Below are 15,091 nucleotides of genomic sequence, written 5' to 3'. Positions count from 1 at the left end.
CCCCGCCCGGGCCGCGCCCGGGTTTGCAAGGAGCTTCAATGACGCAAGCCGCCACCCTCCGCGACCGTGCGGGCACGTTTGGCCTGTCCACCGAAGAATTCGACCTGCTCGTCACGCGTATCGGCCGCGAGCCGAACTCGCTGGAGGCCGCCATCGTGGGCGCCATGTGGAGCGAGCACTGCGGGTACAAGAACTCGCGCCCGCTGTTCCGTCACTTCCCCACGACCGGGCCGCAGGTGCTTCAGGGTCCCGGTGAGAACGCGGGCGTGGTGGATATCGGGGACGGGTGGGGCGTGGCGTTCAAGATGGAAAGCCACAACCACCCCAGTGCGGTGGAGCCGGTGCAGGGCGCGGCGACGGGCGTGGGCGGCATCCTGCGCGACATCTTCGCGATGGGCGCGCGGCCCTTCGCGGTGCTGGACAGCCTGCGCTTCGGGAACCCGGACAGCCCCCGCACGCGCTTCCTGCTGAATGGCGTGGTGGAGGGCATCGCGCACTACGGCAACGCGATCGGCGTGCCGACGGTGGGCGGCGAGGTGACCTTCCACCCCAGCTACCAGGAGAACCCGCTGGTGAACGTGATGGCGCTGGGTCTGCTGCGTCACGAGGATCTGGCGAAGGGGACAATGGGTGAGGTCGGGAACACCATCGTGTACGTCGGGTCGAAGACCGGCCGGGACGGGCTGGGCGGCGCGGTGTTCGCGTCCGCCGACCTCAGCAACGCGTCTCAGGCTGACCGCCCGGCGGTGCAGGTGGGCGACCCGTTCATGGAGAAACTGCTGCTGGAGGCGACGCTGGAGGCCATCCAGGCCGGCGTCGTGGCAGGCGTGCAGGACATGGGCGCGGCCGGGCTGGTGAGCAGCACCTGCGAGATGGCGTACCGCGCCGGGCTGGGCATCACCATGGACCTGGACCTGGTCCCCACTCGCGAGGAAGGCATGGTGCCCATGGAACTGTGCCTGAGCGAGTCGCAGGAGCGCATGATCCTCGTGCCGGTGCCCGGCAAGGAGCAGGACCTGCTGGACCTGCTTGCCAAGTGGGAACTGGACGTCGTGACCATCGGGCAGGTGGAGGGGCACACGAACTACCGCCTGACGTGGCGCGGCGAAGTCGTCTGCGACCTGCCGGTGGACCTGCTGAACGAGGCGCCCAAGTACACCCGAGAGGGCATCGAATCCGACGAGATCAGGGCCAAGCGCGAGCGTGACCTGAGCGGCGTGCCCGTCCCCGGCGACCTGGGCGCGGTCCTGACCGACCTGCTCAGCCACCCGACGATTGCCAGCAAGCGCCCCATCTACCAGCGCTTCGACCATCAGGTCATGACGAACACCGTTGTCGTGCCCGGCGCGGCCGACGCCGCCGTGATGCGCGTCAAGGGCAGCCCCATGGGTGTGGCCGCGACCAGCGACTGCAACCCACGCTTCGTGTACCTCGACCCGTACGCGGGCGCCGCCGCCGCCGTCGCCGAGGCCGCCCGCAACCTCGCCTGCGTGGGCGCGACGCCACTGGCGATCACGGACAACCTCAACTTCGGCAACCCCCACCGCCCCGAGGTGTACTACCAGCTGGAACGCGCCGTGCACGGCATCGCCGACGCCTGCCGCGCCCTGAACACCCCCGTCACCGGCGGGAACGTCAGCCTGTACAACCAGTACACCGAAGGGGACGAACGCGTCGCCATCCACCCCACCCCCACCATCGGAATGGTCGGCGTGCTGCCCGACGTCACCAAACGCGCCACCATGGACCTCAAGGCCGAAGGCCACACCCTCTACCTGATCGGCGAGCACGCCGACACCATCGGCGCGAGCCAGTACCTCGAAACCGTCCACGGTCTCGAAGCCGGACACGTTCCCACCCTGGACCTGACCCGCGAACAGGCCGTCATCGACGCTGCGCTGCACCTCATCCGCGCGGGCCTGACCGACACCGCGCACGACTGCGCCGAAGGCGGCCTCGCCGTCGCCCTCGCCGAGATGGCCATCGCCGGGAACACCGGTCTGACCGTCACCCTCGACGCGCCCACCACCACCCGCGCCGACGCCCTCCTGTACGGCGAAGCGCACGCCCGCATCCTCATCGCCACCCCCGACGACGCCGGCACCGAAGCGGCTCTCCAGGCCCAGGGGGTCCCCTTTACGCGCCTCGGCACCACCGGCGGGGACACCGTCACCATTGCCCTCCCCACCCACCACATACACTTGAGCGTGACCCTCAGCGCCCTCACCCACGCGTTCACCACCCCCCTCGCGGAGATCCTGGGATGAACAGCGGCGGGAGCGGTGGTCACGCGGCCACCCCCCTCCCAACCTCCCCCACAAGGGGGGAGGAGTTACATCACGCCTGCCAGATGCTCCGCGACGCGCGCCAGCACACCGTCCAGGTTGCCCCGCACTTCGTGGTTCCAGAAGCGCAGCACCGTGAACCCGTCCGCCGTGAGCTTCGCGTCCCGCAGTCGGTCCGACTCGCTGCCCGCATGCTGGCTGCCGTCCAGTTCCACCACCAGCCGCGCCGGATAACACACGAAATCCACCACAAACGGCCCGATCACCTCCTGCCGCCGGAAACTCACGCCCAGCCCTGCCCCGCGCAGCCGCGACCACAGCAGCCGTTCCTCCGGCGTCATGTCATGCCGCAACCGCCGCGCCACCTCGGTACTGACGCTTTCCCTCTGTCGCCTACGCTGCATCCCGCCGATCTTTTCACCCCTCCCCCCTCGTGGGGGAGGCTGGGAGGGGGAGCCAAGCGTGCCCCCGCCTCTGGAGCCTTGCATGATCTTTGATCCGATTCTTGATAAGCCGCAGGATGAATGCGGTGTGTTTGGCATGTTCTCGCCGGAGCCGCAGGACCTGGCGTGGTTCACGTATCTGGGCCTGTTTGCGCTACAGCACCGTGGGCAGGAGGCGGCGGGAATGTGCGTGTCGGACGGGGAGAAGTTCCACGTGGAGAAGGATCTGGGTCTGGTGACGCAGGTGTTCGACGAGCGGCGCCTGGATAGCGTGCGGCTGGCGAACGCGCGGGTGAGTATCGGGCACGTGCGGTACAGCACGACGGGGTCGAACCTGCGCTTCAATGCGCAGCCGCTGACGACCCGAACGAACAAGGGCATCCTGGGGCTCGCGCACAACGGGAACTTCGTGAACGCCCGCGAGGTCCGCAACGACATGCTGATGCAGGGGGCGCTGTTCCAGACGACGAACGACAGCGAGGTCATGCTGAACCTCATTGCCCGCGAGAGCCACATGGACCTCGTGGAGGCCACCGCCGCCGCCATGAAACGCCTGAAAGGCGGGTTCGCGTGCGTGCTGATGAGCCGCACGCAGCTGCTGGGCTTCCGCGACCCGAACGGCGTGCGGCCCTTGGTGATCGGGCAGCGGGACGACCACGCGTACGTGATTGCCAGCGAGCCGTGCGCGCTGTACGCGGTGGGCGCCCGCCTGATCCGTGACGTGCAGCCCGGCGAACTCGTGTGGATTGACCGCACCGGTCTGCACTCCCTGATGGTCGCCCCGAAAAAACCCACCCCCTGCGCGTTCGAGTGGATCTACTTCGCCCGCAGCGACAGCCAGCTCGACGGTGTCGACGCCCATGAAAGCCGCATCCGCATGGGGCACCAGCTCGCAAGGGAACATCCTATTGACGCTGACATCGTCGTGCCCGTTCCGGACAGCGGGATCGGCGCGGCCATCGGGTACGCCCGCGAGAGCGGCATCCCCTTCGACTACGGCCTGTACAAGAACCCCTACGCGGGCCGCACATTCATCGCGCCCACGCAGGAAGCGCGCGAGTTGAAGGTCAAGATGAAACTCTCCCCCACCAGCGCCGTGCGCGGCAAACGCGTCGTACTGGTGGACGACAGCATCGTGCGCGGCACCACCAGCCGCCAGATCGTCAACCTCCTGCGCGAAGCGGGCGCCACCGAAGTGCACTTCCGGGTCAGCAGCCCGCCCATCAAGCACCCGTGCTTCTACGGCATTGACACCGCCGCCCGCAAGGAACTGGTCGCCAGCACGCACAGCATCGAGGAGATCCGCGACCTGATCGGGGCGGACACCCTGACGTTCATCAGCGAGCAGGGCATCCGCGAAGCCGTCAGCGGCCCCGGCCTGTGCCTCGCGTGCTTCAACGGCGAGTACCCCGCCGGAACGCCGCTGCTAAATGACGTGGACAAGCTGGCGCTGGAAGTCTGACCCCAGCCAGCAAGGAGCATCGGCCCCATCTGGAGGCCGATGCTTTTTTGGTGGAGAAGACGGGATTCGAACCCGCATGAATGACGCTGGAACTTTTCAGGAAACGCGCTTCCCTTGCTGCTTTCAACCCACCCCTTGCGGGGCCGCTATAGGTGCATCCGCAACCCGTCCCGGCCTTTCAGTCTGCGCCCAAGACTTCCGCCTTTCCGGCCACTCAACGTTTTTGCCGGTGCCCTTCCTCTTGAGACCACTCCCCCAGGCCCACACAGCATACCCACCCTTGCTGCTGGCCCCATCCGTCAGACGACCTACGCAGAGGTGTGCCGTACCCTGTCCTCATGCCTCCTGTCCGTTCTCAGATTCAGCCCGGCGTGACCGTGGATATCGTTCAGAAGCAGGACCAGCCGACCGGGCGGCTGACGCGGGGAGTGGTGGCGGCGCTCCTGACGCGTTCCCCTTCGCACCCGCATGGGATCAAGGTTCGCCTGACCAGTGGGGAAGTTGGGCGGGTGCAGGCGGTCATCTCTGTACAGCCAAGCATCTAGCGCAGCAGGGACGCGCCGCCGTCCACGTACAGTTCGGTGCCGGACACGTGTCGGCCCAGGTCGGACGCGAGGAACAGGCAGGCGTCGGCGACGTCCACCGGTTCGCCTTCCCCGCCGTGCAGGGCGGGGTTGCCGTCGGGCAGTTCGACCTTGATGCCGATCTGGTCGGTGTGGCGCTGGTTGGTGCGCTCTTGGATGTTCGTGTGGATCAGGCCGGGGCAGATGGCGTTGCAGCGGATGTTGTGCCGGCCGAGTTCCAGCGCGATCATTTTCGTTAAGGCCACCTGTCCGGCTTTGGAGGCGCTGTAGGCGCTGGCGCCCGCGCTGGAGAAGGTGCGGTTGCCGTTGACGCTGCTGGTGATCAGGATGCTGCCGCCGCCCGCGCGTTTCAGGTGCGGCACGGCGTAGTGCACGGTGAGGTACGTGCCGCGCAGGTTGATGTTCAGGGTCCTGTCCCACTCGTCAGGGTGCAGTTCGTCGATGGGGGCCCACACGCCGTTGATGCCGGCATTGGCGAACACGATGTCAAGTCGCCCGTACGCGGCGACGGTTGCCTCGATGGCGTCCCGGACGGACTGCTCGTCACTGACGTCGCAGGGCACGTACAGGGCTTCCCCACCCGCCTGGGTGATCTCGTCACGGACCTTCTCGCCCTCTTCGGGTTGCACGTCGGCCAGCGCGACCCGCGCGCCTTCCTGCGCGAAGCGCCGCGCGGTACCGGCGCCGATCCCGCTGGCGCCCTCGGTGATGAAGGCGACCTTGCCTGTCAGCATGCCCATCTGAACCTCCCTGAGTCGCTCTCCCTGGTCCGCCAGTGGTTGGCTGGACCCTGCCCTCCCGCGTTCAGTCACGTGTGCAGCCCGGGACCGACTGAACCGCACTTCACCGTCCGGCCATGGGGTGGGTGTGAGGGCACGGTTGAGGCTGACTTCAGGGGCACTTGAGGTTCAGATCAGAGGGTCCGAACCCGTACCATCTCGCGCGGCGCGCTGCGGTGAAGTGTGGAGGTCGGTGACCGGGACGGATGCGTTCCGAGTTGGGGTGCGCCGCACGAGTGGCGCGTGGTCTTTCTGCTGGCGGAGGGTTCTATGAAACTGCACAACATCCTGTACCTGGCTGGGTTCGCGTCCGTTCTGCTCAGCGCGTCGCAGTACTTCCAGAATGATTCCTCAGACAAGGAACGGGATGGACTGTTCGTGGGGCACTGGGCGCCCACGTTCTTCATTCTGGGCAAGATTGCCGAGGACAAGGCCCGCCTGAACCGCAGCCTGACCGAGTAACGCCCTGGTAGTCGGCACGGCCCTCCCGGATACGCCCTCCCTGTGGATGAAGCGTCCGGGAGTTCGTTTTGCGTCGCAATCTGCACTGACCTGGGTTGCCCTGTCATGTCTCCTCTGTTTCCTGACCCGTGTGCCCCCGCCGGGGAGTACCCAATGTGCGGCATTCCGCGCCGGGGCAGCGACCTATGTTGGGCTGGTCTATGACGACTCAAGGGGGGCAGGGAGCGCTGGGGCGCGTGTGGCAGGGTGTGGTGACGCGCGAGTCCGCGCGGGTGCGGGACGCGTTCCTGGCGTCGGAATCGCCGCCCGCGTCGGCGCGGGCCGTGTGGGGCCTGGTGGCCGCGTGGCTGGTGGTCCTGGCGTTCGCCGCGTCGGTCCTGTTGGGGGCGTGGTGGCTGCTGATTGCGCTGGGTGTGGGCGGCGCTCCGGACATCACGCGTGGCGTGGTGGGCTTCTTGGGCGTGATGATCCTGCTGTTCGCGTGGCTGGCGTTCCCACGCCCGTACCAGCCGGAGGGCCTGGAGGTGAGCGCGCAGGACGCGCCGGAACTGCACGCGCTGGTGGCGCGCGTCGCGGCGGAGTTGAGCGTACCTGGCCCGGTTCGGGTGGTGCTGGACGGGCAGGTGAACGCGTCCATGGGTCTGGCTGGGTGGCGGCGCGAGCCGGTGCTGGCGCTGGGGGTGCCGCTGTGGTGGTCGCTGTCCCCGCAGGGTCAGGTGGGCCTGATCGCGCACGAACTGGCGCACCTGCGCAACGGTGATCCGGCGCGGGGTGGGGTGGTAGCGCTGGCGTTCTCGGTGCTGGAGCGCCTGGCGCACTCGCTGCTGCCGGACCTAATCAGCCGCTCCAAGGAAGGCCTGATGCCCATGATCACGAACGCCCTGATGACCCTGCTGGCCCTGTTGCCCATGGGTGCGGCGCGCCTGCTGGCGTGGTTGATCGGCGCGGACAGTCAGGCGGCAGAGTTCCGTGCAGACCTGATGGCAGCGCGCGTGGCGGGGTCAGACGCGGTGGCGGTGATGCTGGACCGTATGCACATGGCGCACCTGCTGGACAGTGCGCTGCACAAGCAGCGGCACATGCCAGAGCGGCCACATGTCTTCGCGGAATACGCTCACATGCTCGATACCGTCCCGGAGGAGCAGTGGGCGGCGCAGCGGGCCGCGCTGGGCCGCACCAGCCTGGACGACTCGCACCCCGCAACCATGGACCGCGTTCAGGTGGTGCTGGCGCGCCCGCAGCCCGGCACGGTGCACCTCACGCCGAAAACAGCGGAGTGGATCCGGCTGGAGTTGACGCCGGTTGTGCGGCCCATCGAGGCGAAGGCCCAAGAGTGGCGGCAGTACCTCCTGAACCACTGAGCGCCGCCTCCATACCCGGCCTCTCATGACGCGAGCTTGAGGGCCTTTTCACCGCTGCTCTGCCCGGACCCTCCTAGGCTCGGCGTCTCAGGAGGTGCGTATGCCCAGAGCGTGGAGCGGCAAGGACGAGCGGCAGTACGAGCACGTGAAGGACAGTGAACTGGCGCGCGGTGAGTCCCCCGACCGTGCCGAGGAGATCGCGGCGCGCACGGTGAACAAGCACCGCCGTGAGGAGGGCCGCACACCGAACCGGCGCACGCAGGGCACCGGGAATCCGGACGCGGCGCTGGGCGACCTGACGCGGGATGAACTGTACAACCGGGCCCGCGAGCAGGACGTTGCGGGCTGCAGCCGCATGAGTAAGGCGCAGCTGGTGCAGGCGCTGGGCGGGTAGGTCGGCGTTACGGGGCGCTGCTGGCGAGGCGTTTGGCGTTGTCGAGCACGTACCGGGCAATGTCGGGGAGTTGCTTTTCGATGAGCAGGCTCTCGATGGTGTCCGAACCGTTGTTGAAGTAGGCGTACACGAAGGTCTGCCCGGTGTTCAGGCTGAGCAGGCCGCTGATGGTGACGTTCCGCCAGCCGCTGCCGGCCTTGGAACCCCAGTACGTGACGGTGGGGTCCTTGGTGCGGCAGCATCCTTTGGCCAGGGTGTCGCGCAGGAAGGCGCGGTTGCTGGCGCTGAGGCTGGGGTCGAGGTACATGCGGGTGATCAGCGTGGCCCACTCGCGGGGGGTGCTGCGGTTCTGGATCTGCACCTCGGTCTGCGGGTGGTAGGCGGGGCTGAAGAAGTACCGGTCCAGGTTGTCCAGAACGCGGTCGGCGTTCAGGGTCTGCGCCTGCGTGACGGCGCGGGCGCGCAGCGCGGCTTCCTGGGCTGAAGGGAGGGCGAAGGCCTGCGCCGCGCCGCTGATCAGGTCGGGGCCGTATACGCCGGGAAGCAGGCCCGCCTGCGCCGCCCACCACGCCTTGGTGGTGGTGTTGACGCGGGTGTTGCACGCCCCCTGCGCGGTCACGAGCGCCTGGAGGCGGTCCGGGCCGTAGCGCAGGTGCAGGACGTCGCTGGCGGTGTTCTCGCTGGCCGCGATGGCCTGCGTGGCGAGGTTCTGTACGGTGCGCGTGCCGGGCTGGTAGAACTCGATGCTGCGGTTGGCTTCGGTGACGGTCAGGCGGGTGTTCAGGGTCAGGCGTCCGGCCTGCACGTCGCGCAGGGTGCCCCACAGGACGATCTGCTTGAACGTGCTGGCCAGGGGGTAGAGGCTGTCGGGGTCGTGCGTGATGACGCGCAGCGGCTGGCCGGTCCGGGGGTCAATCTGCGCCAGGTAGAAGCCGAGGGGGCCGCTGGCGAAGCGGGGCGGCTGGTACGGCAGTTCCGGGACCGGGGCGGGCGCGCGGCAGGGCGTGACCGGAACGGGTTCGTAGTCCGTCCAGGCTTCCTCGGGGTACACGTCGATGGCGGTGAAGCGGGCTGGACCTTCCACGCCGGCGCGGACGGGCATCAGGTTCACGCGCAGGGGGCGACCCTGGGTACTGCGGACCTGCACGGTGTGGCCGGTCACGCTGATCTGCAGCTGGTCCTGCGCGGCGGGGACGATGCGGGTCAGCGTGGGCAGCGTGGCGGCGAAGCGCACGTCCGCGCCGGTGCCGTCGGGCGTCCAGCTGATCGTGCCGTCGCGGGCGCTGAGTCCGGTCAGGGTCAGGCGGTAGAACGCGCCGTGCCACGCGCCCTGCACGGTGGGGGCAGCGTGGGCGGTCGTGACGAGCAGCGCGGCGATCAGGGGACGCAGGTTCATGGGTGCGCGCGCATGATGGCACGCGGGGCCCCCCTGGGTACGGCAGAGGCGGCGCCCCTCTGAAATTCAGGGGGCGCCGCCGGGGTGATGCGTCAGGCGTTACTTGCCATTCCCATTGCCAGGAGGCGTACCGGTGGGGCAGCCTTCGGCGGGCGCGGGAATGATGTCGCCGTGACCGGAGTGCGCGTCCAGGGCGTTACGGCTGACCGTGATCAGGTTGTAGGGATTGCTGTCACTGCCGGTCTTATGGCAGATGCCAACCTTGTCGTTGCCGTCACCGGGGGGGGTGGGTTCAGGCTGGCCGGGGGCCGGGGCGGGCTGCACCGGGGCGGGACTGGGTTGCGTGGTGTCCCCGGCCGTGGTGGGGCAACCGACTTCCGGAGCGGGAATGATGTCGCCGTGGCCGGAGTGCGCGTCCAGGGCGTTGCGGCTGACCGAGATCAGGTTGTATGGGTTGGTGTCGCTGGCAGTGCGGTGGCAGATGTTGATCTTGTCGTTGCCGTCGCCCGGGGGGGTGGGTTCCGGTTGACCGGGCGCGGGCTGCACCGGAGCGGGGCTGGGCTGCGTGGTGTCCCCGGCGGTGGTGGGGCAACCCTCGGCAGGGGCCGGGATGATGTCCCCATGGCCGGCGTGGGCGTCCAGGGCGCTACGGCTGACCGTGATCAGGTTGTACGGGTTGGTGTCGCTGCCCGTCCGGTGGCAGATGCTGATGGGGTCCTCCGGAGCGGGGGTGGGTTCAGGCTGCACGGGGGCCGGGGCGGGCTGCACTGGGGCCGGCTGAACGGGCCCGGGTTGAACTGGGGCAGGCTGGACCGGCGCGGGGGCCGGCTGCACGATGGGCGTGGGCTGCACGATCGGGACGGGGGTCACGGGCGCGGGCGCTGGGGTGACGGGCGCGGCGATGGGCCGGGGGGCGGGCTGCGGCGCCTGGATGGGCAGCAGCACGACCGGCGCGACCGGCAGCAGGCGAATGTCACGCACGGGGGTCACGATGCCGGGGCGGACAGGGCTCAGCAGGGTGTAGCGGCGCTGGGTGCCGCCGGTGGTGGCGACGACGGAGGTGGCGGGTTCGCTGCCGATGGCGGTCACGGTCGGGCCGCTGACAGTGCCGGCGATGACGTTGCGGCCGGTAACGAGCGTCAGGGTGGTACCGGCGCGTTGCAGGTCGGACAGCACGGCAGGCGTGGTCATGGGGGCGGCGGCGGTGGCGCCGAAGGGATTGACCGTGGTACCGGCGGGGCGGGCGACACTGGGGCCGCCACCGGCGAGGGCGGCGGAGGCGATCAGGAGGGCAAGGGTGCAGGCGATAGGTGTTTTCATGTGGAGCTCCTTGAGTGGGGCAACTCTCTTTTGAAGTTCCATCAGCGTACGTGATCATTCAGAGATGGTTCTTTAAACAATGGTTACTTTTTATGGAAATCGTGGTTATTCCAGATTTTCTCAAATTACTTTTCATAAATGAGGTTTTCTACATTATCAAGGTCATTTAAATTTTCGAAGTTGTGCAGAAGAAGGATCCCCTGTCAGACGCAGACCGGGGATCATGTGCAGCAGGGCGAATTTCAGTGGGGGTTGGGGGTGCGGGGCAGGCGTTTGGGCATGCCCAGGCCCAGGCCGGTCAGGAAGCCGCCCACGGCAGTCAGGACGGCGGTGATCAGCACGGTGTTCAGGGGGCTGGGGAAGTTGGTGCTGCGATTGGCGTTCGCCACGGCGTGCAGCTGGTTGATGTCGATGACGTCCTTGCCGAGCAGCAGCGCAGCGGCGATCAGGATGATCACGCCAAACGTCAGGGTCACGCGCGACAAGATCTGCATGACCCCAGTGTACGGAGGGCTGCCCCGGCGTTCGGGCGGGCGGCCCTTATGACGTTCTTGGCGAAACGCGCTTCTCTTACAGGTGCAGGGCGCGGGTGGTGGTCGGGACGCGCCAGAAGCCGCTGCTGGCCGTCACGAACAGGGTGGTGCCGTCGGGACCGCCGAAGCAGAGGTTGCTGACCGTCTGCGGGAACAGGATGCGGCCCAGCTCCTGCCCGTCCGGGGTCAGGACGTGCACGCCGTCGGCGGCGCTGCTCCAGATGCGGCCCTGTTCGTCCAGGCGCAGGCCGTCGGTCTTGCCGGGCGTCACGGTGAAGTGCAGGCCATCCAGCGTCGCCTCGCCCTGGGGGGTCACGTGGTAGCGGTACGTGCCGGGGTGCTCGCCCGTGTCGGCCAGCAGCAGCGTGTCCGCACTCGCGAAGGCCAGCCCGTTGGGTTTGTGCCGCTCGCGGATGGGGGCGCTCAGGGTGCCGTCCGGCGCGAGGCGGTACACCCAGCGGCCCGGCACCTCCATCGGCTCGCCGCGCCCACCCTCCTCAGGCTTGTCGAGGCCGTAGGTGGGGTCGGTGAACCACAGGCTCCCGTCGGGGTGCAGGGCCACGTCGTTCGGGGAGTTCAGGCGGCCGCCCTCGAAGCGGTCAGCCAGGGTCGTCCAGGTGCCGTCCTCCTCCTGGCGCAGCAGCGCCCGCCGCCCCTGCGAGCAGGCGATCAGGCGGCCCTGCGCGTCCACGGTGTGGCCGTTCTGGTAGTCGCTGGGGTGCAGTTCCTCGATCAGCTGATCGTCGTCGGTGTAGGCCCAGGTGCGGTTCTGGCGCAGGTCGCTGAAGATCACGCGCCGCCGCGCCGCGACGTAGGTGGGTCCCTCCGTCCAGGCATAGCCGCTGCCCAGCTGCTCGGGCGCCGCGCCGGCCGGGAAGAGGGCGTGGAAGTCCACGTGCGTGACCTGAAAGGCGGGGTGCGTCATGCCTTCATGGTGACGGGTCACGGGCGGGCGCGGGTGGGGGTGGTGTAAGCGGGTGCCCCGGCCCCCCCGGGGCGGGCGCTGGCCGGGGTGGGGGGGTGGTTACGCACGCGGGAACAAATTCCGGGGGGCGCGGATGCCAATGCGCCGCGCGGGGGGCGGTATGCTGAGGCGTTATGACGCAGTCGCAGACGATCATGTCCGGCGGGAACGCGGCCTTCATCGAGGGCTTGTACGAGGCGTACCTGGCGGACCCCCAGAGTGTCGATCCGCAGTGGCGGGCCTACTTCGACGAGTTGCGCGGCGGCGCGCACGAGACGCCGCACTCGAAGGTTCAGGAGGCGTTCTACCAGCTGGGCACGCAGCGCCGCGGCGGGGCCGTGGTGCCCGCGCCGCAGGGCGTGAGCGGCGCGCAGCAGGCGGCGGGCGCGCTGATCACGGCGTTCCGGGTGTACGGGCACATCAGCGCCCACACCAACCCCCTGAAGATGCGCGGCCTGCCCGTGGTGCCCGAGCTGACGCCCGAGTACTACGGCCTGTCGGCGGCGGACCTGAACGAGCAGGTGCAGGACGGCCCGTTCAGCGGGCCGCTGCGGGACGTGATCGCGCAGCTGCACGACACGTACTGCGGCCCGATCGGCTTCGAGTTCAACTACCTGCCCGCCAATGAGCGCGCGTGGTTCCAGGAGCGCGTGGAGGCCCACCGGGGCCGGGGCGTGTTCAGCCGTGACGAGCGGCGCCGCCTGATGAGCAAACTGAACGCCGCCGAGGGCCTGGAACTGTACCTGAAGAACAAGTACCCGGGCGTGAAGCGCTTCGGTCTGGAGGGCGGCGAGTCCTTCATTCCGCTGCTCGACCGGATCATCCAGCAGGCCGGGGCGGTCGGCGTGAAGGAGGTCGTGCTGGGCATGGCCCACCGTGGCCGCCTGAACACCCTGGTGAACATCTTCGGCAAGCCCAGCAGCGTGCTGTTCGACGAGTTCGACGGCAAGAAGAAGCTCAGCGACAACCCGGACGTGGCGGGCGACGTGAAGTACCACATGGGGTACTCCAGTGACGTGCGCACGCCCGGCGGACCGATGCACCTCGCGCTGGCGTTCAACCCCAGCCACCTGGAGATCGTCTCCCCCGTCGTGCACGGCAGCGTCCGCGCCCGTCAGGACCGCCGCGGCGACGAGAGCCGCCGCAGCGTGCTGCCCATCACCGTGCACGGCGACGCCGCCGTGAGCGGGCAGGGCGTGGTCATGGAGACCCTGAACCTGTCGCGCCTGCGTGGCTTCGCGACCGGCGGGGCCGTGCGCATCGTGATCAACAACCAGGTGGGCTTCACGATCAGCGACCCGCGCGACACCCGCTCCAGCCGCTACTGCACGGACGTGGCGAAGATCGCCAACGCGCCCGTGCTGCACGTGAACGGTGACGATCCCGAGGCGGTGGCGTTCTGCGGGGATCTGGCGCTGGCGTACCGGCAGGAGTTCGGCAAGGACGTGTTCATCGACCTGATCTGCTTCCGCCGCAACGGGCACAACGAGGGCGACGAGCCGCGCATGACCCAGCCGATCATGTACCGCGAGATCGACCAGCACCCCGGCACCCGCGCGCTGTACGCGAAGCGGCTGGAGGCCGAGGGCATCCTGGCCGCCGGTGAGGGTGACGCGCTCGTCAACCGCTTCCGTGATCAGCTGGATGCCGGTGAGGCCGTGGTCGAGGAGATGGAGAACGCCGCGCAGAGCAAACTGGCCGTGGACTGGAGCGAGTACACCGGCACCCACTGGCGCGACGAGGTGAGTACCGCCGTCCCGCAGGAGAAACTCACCGCGCTGGGCCTGCAACTCACCGAGGTGCCCGACGGCTTCAAGGTGCACCGCACCATCGAACGCACCGTCATCAAGCCCCGTCAGGCCATGGCCAAGGGCGAGCAGCCGCTCGACTGGGGCATGGGCGAGATGCTCGCGTACGCCAGCCTGCTCGACGAGGGCTTCGGCGTGCGACTGGTCGGCCAGGACTCCGGGCGCGGCACCTTCGTGCACCGCCACGCCGTGCTGCACGACCAGAACGCGCAGGACCCCCTGAACGAGGAGTACATGGCCCTGGCGCACCTGCGCGACGGGCAGGGCCGCGTGGAGGTCATCGACTCCACCCTGTCCGAGGAGGCCGTCATGGCCTTCGAGTACGGGTACTCCACGAGTGAACCCAAGGCTCTGATCGCCTGGGAAGCGCAGTTCGGCGACTTCGCCAACGGCGCGCAGGCCGTCATCGACCAGTTCCTGAGCGCCGGCGAGAGCAAGTGGCAGCGCCTGTCGGGCCTGACCCTGCTCCTCCCCCACGGGTACGAGGGCGCGGGCCCCGAGCACTCCAGCGCCCGCCTGGAACGCTACCTGCAGCTGTGCGCGCAGAAGAACATGCAGGTCGTGGTGCCTAGTAGCGCCGCGCAGATCTTCCACCTGCTGCGCCGTCAGGTGCTGCGCCCCTACCGCAAGCCCCTGATCGTCATGACGCCCAAGAGCCTGCTGCGCAACAAGGCCGCCATGAGCCCCCTGTCCGACCTGACCGACGGACGCTTCTGCGAGGTCATCGGGGACCCCGAGGTCACGGGCGCCCGCCGCGTGGTCATCAGCAGCGGCAAACTGCACTGGGAACTCGTGGACGCCCGCAACGCCGACCGGGACGGGTACGCCGGCACCGCATTGATCCGCCTGGAGCAGCTGTACCCCTTCCCCGCCGAGGCGCTGGCCTCTGAGCTCGCCAAGCACCCCGGCGCGCAGGTCGTGTGGGCGCAGGAAGAACCCGAGAACCAGGGCGCATGGCTGATGATCTGGGAGGACCTGGAGCAGGTCCTGGCCCCCGGGCAGACCCTCAAGAGCTCCACCCGGCCGCGCAGCGCCAGCACCGCCGCCGGGTACGCCAGCGTGCACGCCAAGGAGCAGGCCAAGGTCATCGCCGACGCGCTGGGCGAGAAGATCAGCGGCGAGGTCGTCGCCGAGCAGAAGGAACTCGCCCAGACCGCCAAGCAGCAGGGCTGAGACCGCTCCTGTGGAAGGCCGCCCCCATAACCTGTGGGGGCGGCCTTCACGCAGCGCCGCCGGCCGTCCAGCTTTTCGTGTGTTGTGTTCGGGCGTCCCCGGCGCAGTCACAGTGCCGGGGGGGTAT

13 protein-coding genes are annotated in these 15,091 nt (G+C 68.7%); 7 read left to right on the top strand and 6 right to left on the bottom strand.

Translation table 11 applies throughout. The features are described 5' to 3' along the window. The first annotated feature begins 38 nt into the window (after nucleotides 1–38). Complete coding sequence (gene purL, locus IEY63_RS06820; RefSeq protein ID WP_189068253.1) at nucleotides 39–2,267, top strand: phosphoribosylformylglycinamidine synthase subunit PurL; 2,229 nt, start codon at nucleotides 39–41, stop codon at nucleotides 2,265–2,267. Between the two features lie 65 nt (nucleotides 2,268–2,332). On the opposite strand, the gene IEY63_RS06815 is transcribed toward purL, so the two are convergent. After that, a complete protein-coding gene (locus IEY63_RS06815) occupies nucleotides 2,333–2,689 on the bottom strand; it encodes an endonuclease domain-containing protein (protein ID WP_189068252.1) in 357 nt (118 codons plus the stop codon). 82 nt (nucleotides 2,690–2,771) lie between these two features. On the opposite strand from IEY63_RS06815, the gene purF reads away from it, so the two are divergent. Together purF and IEY63_RS06805 are read left to right on the top strand one after the other, a co-directional pair. Continuing rightward, complete coding sequence (gene purF / locus IEY63_RS06810; RefSeq protein ID WP_189068251.1) at nucleotides 2,772–4,190, top strand: amidophosphoribosyltransferase; 1,419 nt, start codon at nucleotides 2,772–2,774, stop codon at nucleotides 4,188–4,190. A gap of 338 nt (nucleotides 4,191–4,528) precedes the next feature. Next, nucleotides 4,529–4,735 (top strand): YwbE family protein, encoded by a 207-nt coding sequence (locus tag IEY63_RS06805; protein ID WP_189068250.1) that lies wholly within the window; start codon nucleotides 4,529–4,531, stop codon nucleotides 4,733–4,735. On the opposite strand, the gene IEY63_RS06800 is transcribed toward IEY63_RS06805, so the two are convergent. After that, nucleotides 4,732–5,508 carry an SDR family oxidoreductase gene (locus IEY63_RS06800; protein ID WP_229784538.1) on the bottom strand — a complete coding sequence of 259 codons (777 nt, stop codon included), beginning with the start codon at nucleotides 5,506–5,508 and terminating at the stop codon, nucleotides 4,732–4,734. The genes IEY63_RS06805 and IEY63_RS06800 overlap by 4 nt on opposite strands. A gap of 315 nt (nucleotides 5,509–5,823) precedes the next feature. On the opposite strand from IEY63_RS06800, the gene IEY63_RS06795 reads away from it, so the two are divergent. From IEY63_RS06795 to IEY63_RS06785, 3 genes are all read left to right on the top strand, one after another. Beyond that, nucleotides 5,824–6,015: a hypothetical protein gene (locus IEY63_RS06795; protein ID WP_189068248.1), complete on the top strand. Its 192-nt coding sequence runs from the start codon at nucleotides 5,824–5,826 to the stop codon at nucleotides 6,013–6,015. Nucleotides 6,016–6,215: 200 nt separating this feature from the next. Next, nucleotides 6,216–7,376 (top strand): M48 family metalloprotease, encoded by a 1,161-nt coding sequence (locus IEY63_RS06790; protein WP_229784537.1) that lies wholly within the window; start codon nucleotides 6,216–6,218, stop codon nucleotides 7,374–7,376. A gap of 100 nt (nucleotides 7,377–7,476) precedes the next feature. After that, nucleotides 7,477–7,770, top strand: a complete 294-nt coding sequence (locus IEY63_RS06785; protein ID WP_189068247.1) for an addiction module toxin RelE — start codon at nucleotides 7,477–7,479, stop codon at nucleotides 7,768–7,770. 7 nt (nucleotides 7,771–7,777) lie between these two features. On the opposite strand, the gene IEY63_RS06780 is transcribed toward IEY63_RS06785, so the two are convergent. The 4 genes from IEY63_RS06780 to IEY63_RS06765 form a co-directional block, all read right to left on the bottom strand. Continuing rightward, a complete protein-coding gene (locus IEY63_RS06780) occupies nucleotides 7,778–9,166 on the bottom strand; it encodes a serine hydrolase (RefSeq protein WP_189068246.1) in 1,389 nt (462 codons plus the stop codon). 99 nt (nucleotides 9,167–9,265) lie between these two features. Continuing rightward, nucleotides 9,266–10,486 carry a hypothetical protein gene (locus tag IEY63_RS06775; protein ID WP_189068245.1) on the bottom strand — a complete coding sequence of 407 codons (1,221 nt, stop codon included), beginning with the start codon at nucleotides 10,484–10,486 and terminating at the stop codon, nucleotides 9,266–9,268. A 242-nt stretch (nucleotides 10,487–10,728) separates the two neighbouring features. Continuing rightward, the gene (locus tag IEY63_RS06770; RefSeq protein ID WP_189068244.1) at nucleotides 10,729–10,980 is read right to left on the bottom strand and encodes a hypothetical protein; all 252 of its coding nucleotides are present in this window, start codon (nucleotides 10,978–10,980) and stop codon (nucleotides 10,729–10,731) included. Between the two features lie 76 nt (nucleotides 10,981–11,056). Continuing rightward, a complete protein-coding gene (locus IEY63_RS06765; RefSeq protein WP_189068243.1) occupies nucleotides 11,057–11,944 on the bottom strand; it encodes an SMP-30/gluconolactonase/LRE family protein in 888 nt (295 codons plus the stop codon). Nucleotides 11,945–12,117: 173 nt separating this feature from the next. Between IEY63_RS06765 and IEY63_RS06760 the strand changes: the two genes are divergently transcribed. Further along, nucleotides 12,118–14,964 (top strand): 2-oxoglutarate dehydrogenase E1 component, encoded by a 2,847-nt coding sequence (locus tag IEY63_RS06760; RefSeq protein ID WP_189068242.1) that lies wholly within the window; start codon nucleotides 12,118–12,120, stop codon nucleotides 14,962–14,964. The last annotated feature ends 127 nt before the right edge of the window (nucleotides 14,965–15,091 follow it).

It is taken from the genome of Deinococcus radiotolerans (assembly GCF_014647435.1).
Classification (GTDB): Bacteria; Deinococcota; Deinococci; order Deinococcales; family Deinococcaceae; genus Deinococcus; species Deinococcus radiotolerans.
The sequence above is the reverse complement of the archived record's forward strand: the minus strand, read 5'-3'. Positions and strand labels throughout refer to the sequence as shown.

Excerpts from the sequence above, each read along its gene's own strand:
- purL (WP_189068253.1), top strand. The coding sequence starts at position 39 with ATGACGCAAGCCGCCACCCTCCGCGACCGTGCGGGCACGTTTGGCCTG.
- IEY63_RS06815 (WP_189068252.1), bottom strand. The coding sequence starts at position 2,689 with ATGCAGCGTAGGCGACAGAGGGAAAGCGTCAGTACCGAGGTGGCGCGG.
- purF (WP_189068251.1), top strand. The coding sequence starts at position 2,772 with ATGATCTTTGATCCGATTCTTGATAAGCCGCAGGATGAATGCGGTGTG.
- IEY63_RS06805 (WP_189068250.1), top strand. The coding sequence starts at position 4,529 with ATGCCTCCTGTCCGTTCTCAGATTCAGCCCGGCGTGACCGTGGATATC.
- IEY63_RS06800 (WP_229784538.1), bottom strand. The coding sequence starts at position 5,508 with ATGCTGACAGGCAAGGTCGCCTTCATCACCGAGGGCGCCAGCGGGATC.
- IEY63_RS06795 (WP_189068248.1), top strand. The coding sequence starts at position 5,824 with ATGAAACTGCACAACATCCTGTACCTGGCTGGGTTCGCGTCCGTTCTG.
- IEY63_RS06790 (WP_229784537.1), top strand. The coding sequence starts at position 6,216 with ATGACGACTCAAGGGGGGCAGGGAGCGCTGGGGCGCGTGTGGCAGGGT.
- IEY63_RS06785 (WP_189068247.1), top strand. The coding sequence starts at position 7,477 with ATGCCCAGAGCGTGGAGCGGCAAGGACGAGCGGCAGTACGAGCACGTG.
- IEY63_RS06780 (WP_189068246.1), bottom strand. The coding sequence starts at position 9,166 with ATGAACCTGCGTCCCCTGATCGCCGCGCTGCTCGTCACGACCGCCCAC.
- IEY63_RS06775 (WP_189068245.1), bottom strand. The coding sequence starts at position 10,486 with ATGAAAACACCTATCGCCTGCACCCTTGCCCTCCTGATCGCCTCCGCC.
- IEY63_RS06770 (WP_189068244.1), bottom strand. The coding sequence starts at position 10,980 with ATGCAGATCTTGTCGCGCGTGACCCTGACGTTTGGCGTGATCATCCTG.
- IEY63_RS06765 (WP_189068243.1), bottom strand. The coding sequence starts at position 11,944 with ATGACGCACCCCGCCTTTCAGGTCACGCACGTGGACTTCCACGCCCTC.
- IEY63_RS06760 (WP_189068242.1), top strand. The coding sequence starts at position 12,118 with ATGACGCAGTCGCAGACGATCATGTCCGGCGGGAACGCGGCCTTCATC.